The following is a 7,922-nucleotide window of genomic DNA, read 5'->3' as shown; positions in this document are numbered from 1 at the left end:
TTATACCTAAAGGTACTAACTTTAACAATATATCTCATCAATACATTAGAAAGTTACAGATAGACTTGAATAATAGACCTAAGAAATGTTTAAATTACTTGACACCTAATGAAGTACATTTTGGTATCTCTATAAACATTGAGAATACAATCTAGCATGCAATATATGGATATGTAAACTGGCTAAAGCTAAAAAAAAATGTATAAAAAAGCTCCGAAAAAACTTTCCTATAATTAGCTTAACTTACTTAGTCCATTTCTATATAATTTGCAGTATTGATTATATATCTTACGGAGGGTAGAACAGTGACTGTTAGACAAACTCTATTTCTTATTCTTACTCCTATAATTGCAATGTGTGTATTATCATTTGGTAATGGTTATTTCACAACTTACTCATCAATAGAGCTAAATAGTCTTGGTCGTTCTAACTTAATGATAGGTATAATATCAGCAGCCTATTTTTTGGGAATGACAGCAGGATCTTATTTTTCACAATTTACGATAGTTAGAGTAGGCTATATTCGAGCTTTTGTTCTATTTGCGTCTCTTATGGCAATTAGTACTTTGATAGTTGGTATAAATAAGAGTGTACCGATTTGGGTTTTTTTTAGATTTGTTTGTGGATACTCTCTTGCGGCATTATTTATTGTTATAGAGAGTTGGTGTATTTTATCTGCTGAGAGAAAAAATCGTGGTTTAGTGTTTTCGATATACCTATTTGTTTACTATGGAACACAAGCATTATCACAGTTAATGATTAATGTTCATTTTAGCAATGGATTACTAGCATACTGTTTTATATCATTACTTTGTAGTGTTGCAATTGTTTTGATGGCATTTACAAAAACAGTAGCTCCAGTACCACATTCTGAAGAAGTTTGTTCACTAATAAGAATTATTAAAAAAGTGCCTCTTGCAATGGCTGCTAGTGTGATAGGAGGCTCTTTATTAGGTTCTATATATACATTGTTGCCAATATTTATGGTCAGGGCAAACTTTCAGCACGATATGGTTTCTGTGCTAATGATGACAACTATTCTTGGAGGAATGTTGCTGCAAGTACCTATCGGAAAAATCTCAGATCTTATCGATAGGAGAAAGGTAATATTGTTAGCTGGAGCCGGTATACTTATTGCATCATTGCTTATTGCTATTTTTCATACTTCTTATTTGATATTTGGAGTAGTTATATTTGTATTTGGTGGTTGTGCTTTTGTCATATATCCATTATCTATATCTCACGCTAGTGACTTTTTAGAGGAAAATGAAGTGCTTGGGGCTATAGGGGTTTTGACAATTGCTTATGGAATAGGATCAGTTGTTAGTCCTGTTATAATATCCAGTGTTATGTCAGTATTTGGTCCATTTGGATTTTTTATTATAACAGCGATACTTAGCGCTATTTTATGTGTGTACTCAACGTATAGGATTTTTGTTAGAAAATCAGCAGTTGATACTTCTTCATTCACCATAGCAACACCAGAGAGTCTTAATTTTTGCGAAGTGCAAGAGATAGTTTCGGAGAAATAATCTAAGTATATTAAATTGCAAAGCATACATCGCTAGCTTATAATTGATAAGGTTTTTAAAATTCATAACAAGACTTAATTTATCTAAAGGAGATTATAGTTATGTCATCACAAATCAAGCAAGTTTTTGCTAGACAAATATTAGATTCACGTGGTAATCCTACTGTTGAAGTAGATGTAATTTTAGAAAGTGGTGCTTTTGGTCGTGCTGCTGTTCCTTCAGGAGCTTCTACTGGTATTCGAGAAGCATTAGAGTTAAGAGATGGTAATAAGTCTCTTTTCTTGGGTAAAAGTGTTTATAAAGCAGTTGAGAATGTTAATACTAAAATTGCTCAAGCAGTTAAAGGTTTGGATGCTCTTGATCAAAGATTAATTGACAAGACTATGATAGAACTTGATGGTTCAGAGAATAAAGGTAATCTTGGTGCAAATGCTATTTTAGGTGTTTCATTAGCAACAGCTAGAGCGGCAGCATCTCATTTGAGAAAGCCTTTCTACCGTTATCTGATGGATGTTAAAGAATATTTAATGCCTGTACCAATGATGAATGTGATCAATGGTGGATCACATGCTGATAATAATGTGGATATGCAGGAGTTCATGATCGTTCCAGCAGGGTTTGATACCTTTTCAGAAGCTCTACGATGTGGATCTGAAGTTTTCCATACACTTAAAAAAGTTCTAATTGCTGATGGTTATAGTGTAGCTGGTGTTGGTGATGAGGGTGGTTATGCTCCAGATCTTCCATCAAATGAGTCTGCTATTGAAGCAATTCTTAAAGCAGTTAAAGAAGCTGGATATGAGCCTGGTAAGCATGTGTTTATAGCATTAGATCCTGCTAGTAGTGAATACTATAAAGATGGCAAATATGAATTAGCATCTGAAGGCAAGTCACTAACTTCTGAAGAGATGGTAGAGTACTTTGCTAAGTGGGTTGAAAAATATCCAATTGTATCAATCGAAGATGGTATGGCTGAGCAAGATTGGAATGGATGGAAGTTAATGACTGAAAGACTAGGCAAGAAAGTCCAGTTAGTTGGGGATGATTTATTCGTAACTAATCCAAAAATCCTTGCTGAAGGTATCGAAAAAGGCGTCGCTAATTCAATTTTGATCAAGCTTAATCAGATCGGTACTCTAACAGAGACTTTTGAAGCAATGGCTATGGCTGGTCAAGCAGGCTATACATGTGTAGTATCACATCGTTCAGGCGAAACCTCTGATACTATCATTGCTGATTTAGCAGTAGCAACATGCTCAGGACAAATCAAAACAGGTTCATTATCAAGAGCTGAACGTATAGTAAAATACAACCAGTTAATCAGAATAGAAGAAGAGCTTGGTGAAAATGCTATTTACCCTGGTATCAAAGCATTTGTATTTAGCTCAGAAGAAGCAGATAATGAAGTCCAAGAGATTATTGTTGAAGAAAGTGAAACTGAAAAAGTTGTAGTGCAAGTAGAAGAATAATAGTTTCATGGATATTAAATCTAATTCTTTTTTTTATATTTTTATTTCAGCAGTTTTATTACTAATTATCTTGTTACAATATCAGCTTTGGTTTAGTAACACAGGTTTGTTAAAGTATTATGTGCTAAAAAAATCAATTGCTACTCAAACAAAAGAAATTAAGCATAAATCTCAGACTAATGCGCAGCTGTATTCCGAAGTAGTTTCACTGCGTAAAAATAGCGAAGTGCTTGAGAGTTTGGCTCGTGAAAATATGGGCTTCATAAAGCAGGGAGATGTTTTTTATAGTGTCAAATAAATATGTAATAATTCCAGCTGCTGGGATAGGCTCAAGAATGGGATTAGATATTCCTAAGCAATATTACAAACTCATTAATAGTAAGACTATACTTGATAATACTTTAGAAAAGTTTGTCAAAGATTCCTTTTTTGATAAAGTAATTGTAGCTGTTAGTGATAATGATAATCTTTGGAGTAATTCTGAGTATTTTAATCATCCAAAGGTACAATCCTGTATAGGTGGAGCCACAAGGTTTCATAGTGTTTATAATGCGCTTAAAATTATCAATGATCGTAAAAGTGATGATTGGATATTTGTACATGATGCAGCTAGACCTTGTGTGAATATAGAAGATGTTATAGCTCTTTATAATCAAACTCAAAAATCTCATACTCAAGCTGGTATCTTGGCTATTAGAGCATTTGAAACGGTTAAAAAAGTAGCGATAAAGATGATTGTAAAGACTATTGATCGACAAGATATTTGGCTTGCACAGACTCCACAACTATCAAGACTTGGGCAGTTAGAAACAGCATTTGATTTTTGTTATACAAATAATCTCATAGATAAAATAACAGACGAAGCATCGGCTTTGGAGCTGTATGGTATAAACCCAATAGTCGTTGAAGGTTCTAGGAAGAATATTAAGATCACAACGCAAGATGATTTAGAGTTTGCTAACTGGCAGATTAGCTAGTATCTATTTTAGTAGTAAACCTATCACATACCCAAATATTATTACTAATCCCATTATAAATAAAATACAATCAAGTACTACACGTCTGTAGTTTTTGTATTGTATGTTTTTGTAGATTATTATCACGGGTAATACATACAACAAGAAAGCTACGGTAGGAGCGACTAATATTCCTATAATGTTAAGTATTTTGAAGTTGCAGATTGTACATATCCATAAGATTATAAATATTAGACTGACACAAATTCTATTTATGACTATATCTGTAATATTGATCTTATAGATATTTCTAAAAAAGTATTTGAATAAATATTTTAATGCTTCTTTAGAGCCAATATGGCAACCGATAAATGAGCTTATAATAGCTGTAAAAACTATCATAGGAGCTAGAATGTTTAGTAATGTCCCTGGATGTTGTTCTTGTATCAGAGTTACTATTGAGAGGTTATTTATATTCGCTCTATCAAGGTCATGTACTGTGGTGCTGAGTAAGCAAGATGTTACGAATAATAGTACAAATATAAAAAGAATCAATGCATTAATCTGAAGTATTTTATATACTTTGTACTTCTCTTGCGAGCGTTCTACTTTTACATAATCACGATAGAATATTACTAGACTAGAAATAACAGGTGAATGATTCATCGATAATATTAAAATTGGCAAGACCATTAATACACCAGTAATATAACCAATAGTGTCAAAATGACTATCAGTTATAAACTCAAAGTTCCAATATGGAATTATATATAGTGACAGTGTAATTACTAATATTATTAGAAATATTACTATTAGTTGCATAAATTTAAGGATTAAATTGATCCCTAAAGAAACAATAACTAATAGTCCAGCAAGAATACTAAAACTAAACCATATATTAGTCGAAAGATTTGTGTTAACAATATGATAGTTTAATAAGAAGTTACTTAGTTCATTATTTAAACCAATTGAGTACATCGGCATATTTAAAAATATAGCAAAAAAATAGAGTACTACACAAATTAGCCCAAATAACTTACCAAGATTATGTGTGAAAACATCTGTGATGTCACCATTATCTATATATAAAACTATATTCGCCATATTCTTATGTGAATAATATGTCAATGGTAGCGCAAAAATAAGAACTGTTACTAAAGCCCATAATCCACTATGCCCAGCTTGAACAGGAAGATATAATAGCCCAGCCCCAATAGCAGTACCAAACAGTGTAAAAATCCATTGTATATCAACTTTAGTTGTCTTTGTGTGATTTGAATTTTCCACTTACCTACTCCAATCCAATATCACTTTACCACATTGACCACTTTTCATTATTTCAAATCCTTTTTGATAATCATCGATATGAAGTCTGTGTGTGATGATTGGTTCCATATCCATACCTGCTTGAAGCATACTAGTCATTAGATACCATGTCTCAAACATCTCTCTGCCGTAAATACCTTTAAGAGTAAGACTTTTGAACAAGATAGCTCCCCAGTCAACAGAGATATCGCCAGCTGATATGCCCAAAAGTGACAGCTTGCCACCATGATTCATAACATCAAGCATCATAGATATTGCTGAGTTAATCCCAGACATTTCTAGACCTACATCAAACCCTTCTGTCATGCCAATTTCTGACATAGCATTGCGCATTTGTGCTGTCAATTGTTGTTGATTATTTTGAAACTCTGATACATTTACTGCAACAGTAGCTCCGAAGTCTCTAGCCATCTGTAGACGATATTCATTAATATCTGTGATAACTATTCTACGAGCACCGCAGAATCTTGCTATCTTGACTGCCATAAGTCCAATAGGACCAGCTCCAGTTATAAGCACATCCTCACCAGTTAGGTTAAATGAAAGTGCTGTATGAATAGCATTACCCATAGGATCGAATGTACTAGCTATATCATCACTGATAGAATCAGGGATCTTAAAAACATTGACAGCTGGCATTACTAAATATTCAGCAAAAGCTCCCTGTACATTTACACCTATGCCTATGGTTTTTCTACAAAGATGGCGTTTACCTGCTCTACAATTACGACATTGTCCGCATACAAGATGACCTTCACCTGATACTCTATCGCCAACATCTACACTTGTGACACCATTTCCCTTAGCTACAACTTCACCAGCAAACTCATGTCCGGTAATCATTGGTACAGATATGGTAGCTTGAGACCACTTATCCCAATTATAAATATGTAAATCAGTGCCACAAATTGCTGTTTTTTTAATTTTAATCAAAACATCATTGTAGCCATATTCTGTCATAGGAGCATCATCAATCATCCAAATACCAGGTTCTTTTTTTAATTTAGCAAGTGCTTTCATAGTTTGATTCCTATTAACTATATAATACCTAATTCTTTAGCAGCTTTTGTAAAGCCATCAACAGCTTTGTCAATTTGCTCAAAAGTATGAGCAGCAGACATTTGTGTTCTAATTCTAGCTTTACCCTTAGGTACCACTGGATATGAAAAAGCGATTACATATATACCATAATCTAGTAGCTTATCAGCAAATTCAGCTGCTTTTTTCTCATCGTATATCATGACAGGAATAATAGGGTGTTTTCCTGGTATTAAATCAAAACCTGCAGCAGTCATTTTTGATCTAAATCTCTGTTGATTTGCCTGTAATTGCTCTCTTAATTCATTTGAATTTTTAGTTATCTCTAAAGCTTTAATGGATGTTTTAGCTATTATAGGTGCTAAAGCATTTGAGAAAAGATATGGTCTAGAAAGGTTTTTAAGTAAATCTACTACTTCTTTTTTAGCGCAAATGTATCCACCTGAAGCGCCACCTAATCCTTTGCCTAGAGTACCAGTTAGGATATCAACTCTACCCATAACATCACAATGCTCAATTGAACCTTTACCATTTTTACCTACAAACCCTGAAGCGTGAGAATCATCAACCATAACAATAGCATTATATTTATCAGCTAAGTCACAGATTGATTTTAGATCAGCAATAATACCATCCATTGAGAAGACGCCATCTGTAGCAATCATTTTAAATCTTGCTCCAGCTTGATTAGCTTCTATAAGTTTTGCTTCAAGGTCTTGCATATCATTGTTGTTATATCTAAAACGCATCGCCTTGCACAATCTAATACCATCAATAATACTAGCATGATTAAGAGAATCACTTATAATAGCATCTTCTTTTGTAAGAAGTGTCTCAAAAAGCCCTGCATTGGCATCAAAACATGATGGATATAGGATTGTATCTTCAAACTCAAAGAACTCACTTAGTTCTTTTTCTAGTTGCTTATGCACAGAGTTTGTACCACAGATAAACCTAACTGATGCCATACCATAACCACATTCTTCAATATGGTTTTTTGCATAAGAAACTATTTCTGAATTATTTGCAAAGCCAAGATAGTTGTTTGCACAGAAGTTAATTAGTGTTTCACCATTTTCTAGATTAATGACAGGTTCTTGTGGGGTTGCTATTATTCTTTCGCTTTTGTATGTACCAGCTTCTTTTATTTCTTGTATTTTGTTCTCAATATTAGCATAGAAATTATTATTCATATTTGAGCTCCTCTCAAAAATAGAGTTTATATTATATTTGACTTTAGAATATTAGCTAATAAAGATACTTTTTGAAAGCTAGATTGTATTCTGAAAGTTTTAAATAGTTGAAAGAGAGTTCCAAATATAGTTTATTAGGTTTTGACGAAACTAAAATAAACGATAAGGAACTAAAAAATGCCAAAGCACTTAACTCTTTCAAATAGATATTGTATAGAAGAATTACTTAAATTAGGATACCAAACATCTCAAATAGCCAATAAAATTGGCTATAGTGAAAGAGCTATAAAAAAGGAACTTAATCGCACTAGTATAAATAGTGACTATAATGCTGAGATAGCACAGAAGCTATATCAAAGCCGCAGAACTTCAAATAATCATAAGCTATCCTGTAAAGTTAAAAAGCTA

At 33.1% G+C, this 7,922-nt stretch carries 8 protein-coding genes and 1 pseudogene; 6 read left to right on the top strand and 3 right to left on the bottom strand.

From position 1 onward, the window contains the following. The 5 genes and pseudogenes from F8C69_RS11440 to ispD form a co-directional block, all read left to right on the top strand. Positions 1-155 (top strand): annotated as a pseudogene (locus tag F8C69_RS11440) (IS30 family transposase); the annotation flags it as partial. Positions 156-353: 198 nt separating this feature from the next. Further along, the gene (locus F8C69_RS07490) at positions 354-1,532 is read left to right on the top strand and encodes an MFS transporter (protein ID WP_234384195.1); all 1,179 of its coding nucleotides are present in this window, start codon (positions 354-356) and stop codon (positions 1,530-1,532) included. A 101-nt stretch (positions 1,533-1,633) separates the two neighbouring features. Further along, positions 1,634-3,001, top strand: a complete 1,368-nt coding sequence (gene eno / locus F8C69_RS07485; protein ID WP_159184766.1) for a phosphopyruvate hydratase — start codon at positions 1,634-1,636, stop codon at positions 2,999-3,001. Between the two features lie 7 nt (positions 3,002-3,008). After that, positions 3,009-3,299, top strand: a complete 291-nt coding sequence (locus F8C69_RS07480) for an FtsB family cell division protein (protein ID WP_159184765.1) — start codon at positions 3,009-3,011, stop codon at positions 3,297-3,299. Next, the gene (gene ispD / locus F8C69_RS07475) at positions 3,289-3,978 is read left to right on the top strand and encodes a 2-C-methyl-D-erythritol 4-phosphate cytidylyltransferase (protein WP_159184764.1); all 690 of its coding nucleotides are present in this window, start codon (positions 3,289-3,291) and stop codon (positions 3,976-3,978) included. Before F8C69_RS07480 ends, ispD begins: the two co-directional genes overlap by 11 nt. A gap of 3 nt (positions 3,979-3,981) precedes the next feature. Here the strand turns inward: ispD and F8C69_RS07470 are convergent, their stop codons facing one another. From F8C69_RS07470 to F8C69_RS07460, 3 genes are read right to left on the bottom strand one after another with little or no spacing between them, the layout of a single operon-like run. After that, entirely contained in the window at positions 3,982-5,244 is a 1,263-nt protein-coding gene (locus tag F8C69_RS07470; RefSeq protein ID WP_159184763.1) for an amino acid permease, read from the bottom strand. Then, positions 5,245-6,303, bottom strand: coding sequence for an L-threonine 3-dehydrogenase (gene tdh, locus F8C69_RS07465; RefSeq protein WP_159184762.1), 1,059 nt, complete (start codon positions 6,301-6,303; stop codon positions 5,245-5,247). It lies immediately after the preceding gene. 17 nt (positions 6,304-6,320) lie between these two features. Beyond that, complete coding sequence (locus tag F8C69_RS07460) at positions 6,321-7,514, bottom strand: glycine C-acetyltransferase (protein ID WP_159184761.1); 1,194 nt, start codon at positions 7,512-7,514, stop codon at positions 6,321-6,323. Between the two features lie 177 nt (positions 7,515-7,691). Here F8C69_RS07460 and F8C69_RS07455 point away from each other — a divergent pair. Continuing rightward, positions 7,692-7,922, top strand: a 231-nt coding sequence (locus F8C69_RS07455) for a helix-turn-helix domain-containing protein (RefSeq protein ID WP_159183974.1), incomplete at its 3' end; no start/stop codon positions are given.

Source organism: Francisella noatunensis subsp. noatunensis (assembly GCF_009823375.1).
Classification (GTDB): Bacteria; Pseudomonadota; Gammaproteobacteria; order Francisellales; family Francisellaceae; genus Francisella; species Francisella noatunensis.
Note: the sequence above shows the minus strand (reverse complement) of the source record. Positions and strands in the feature narration are given on the sequence as shown.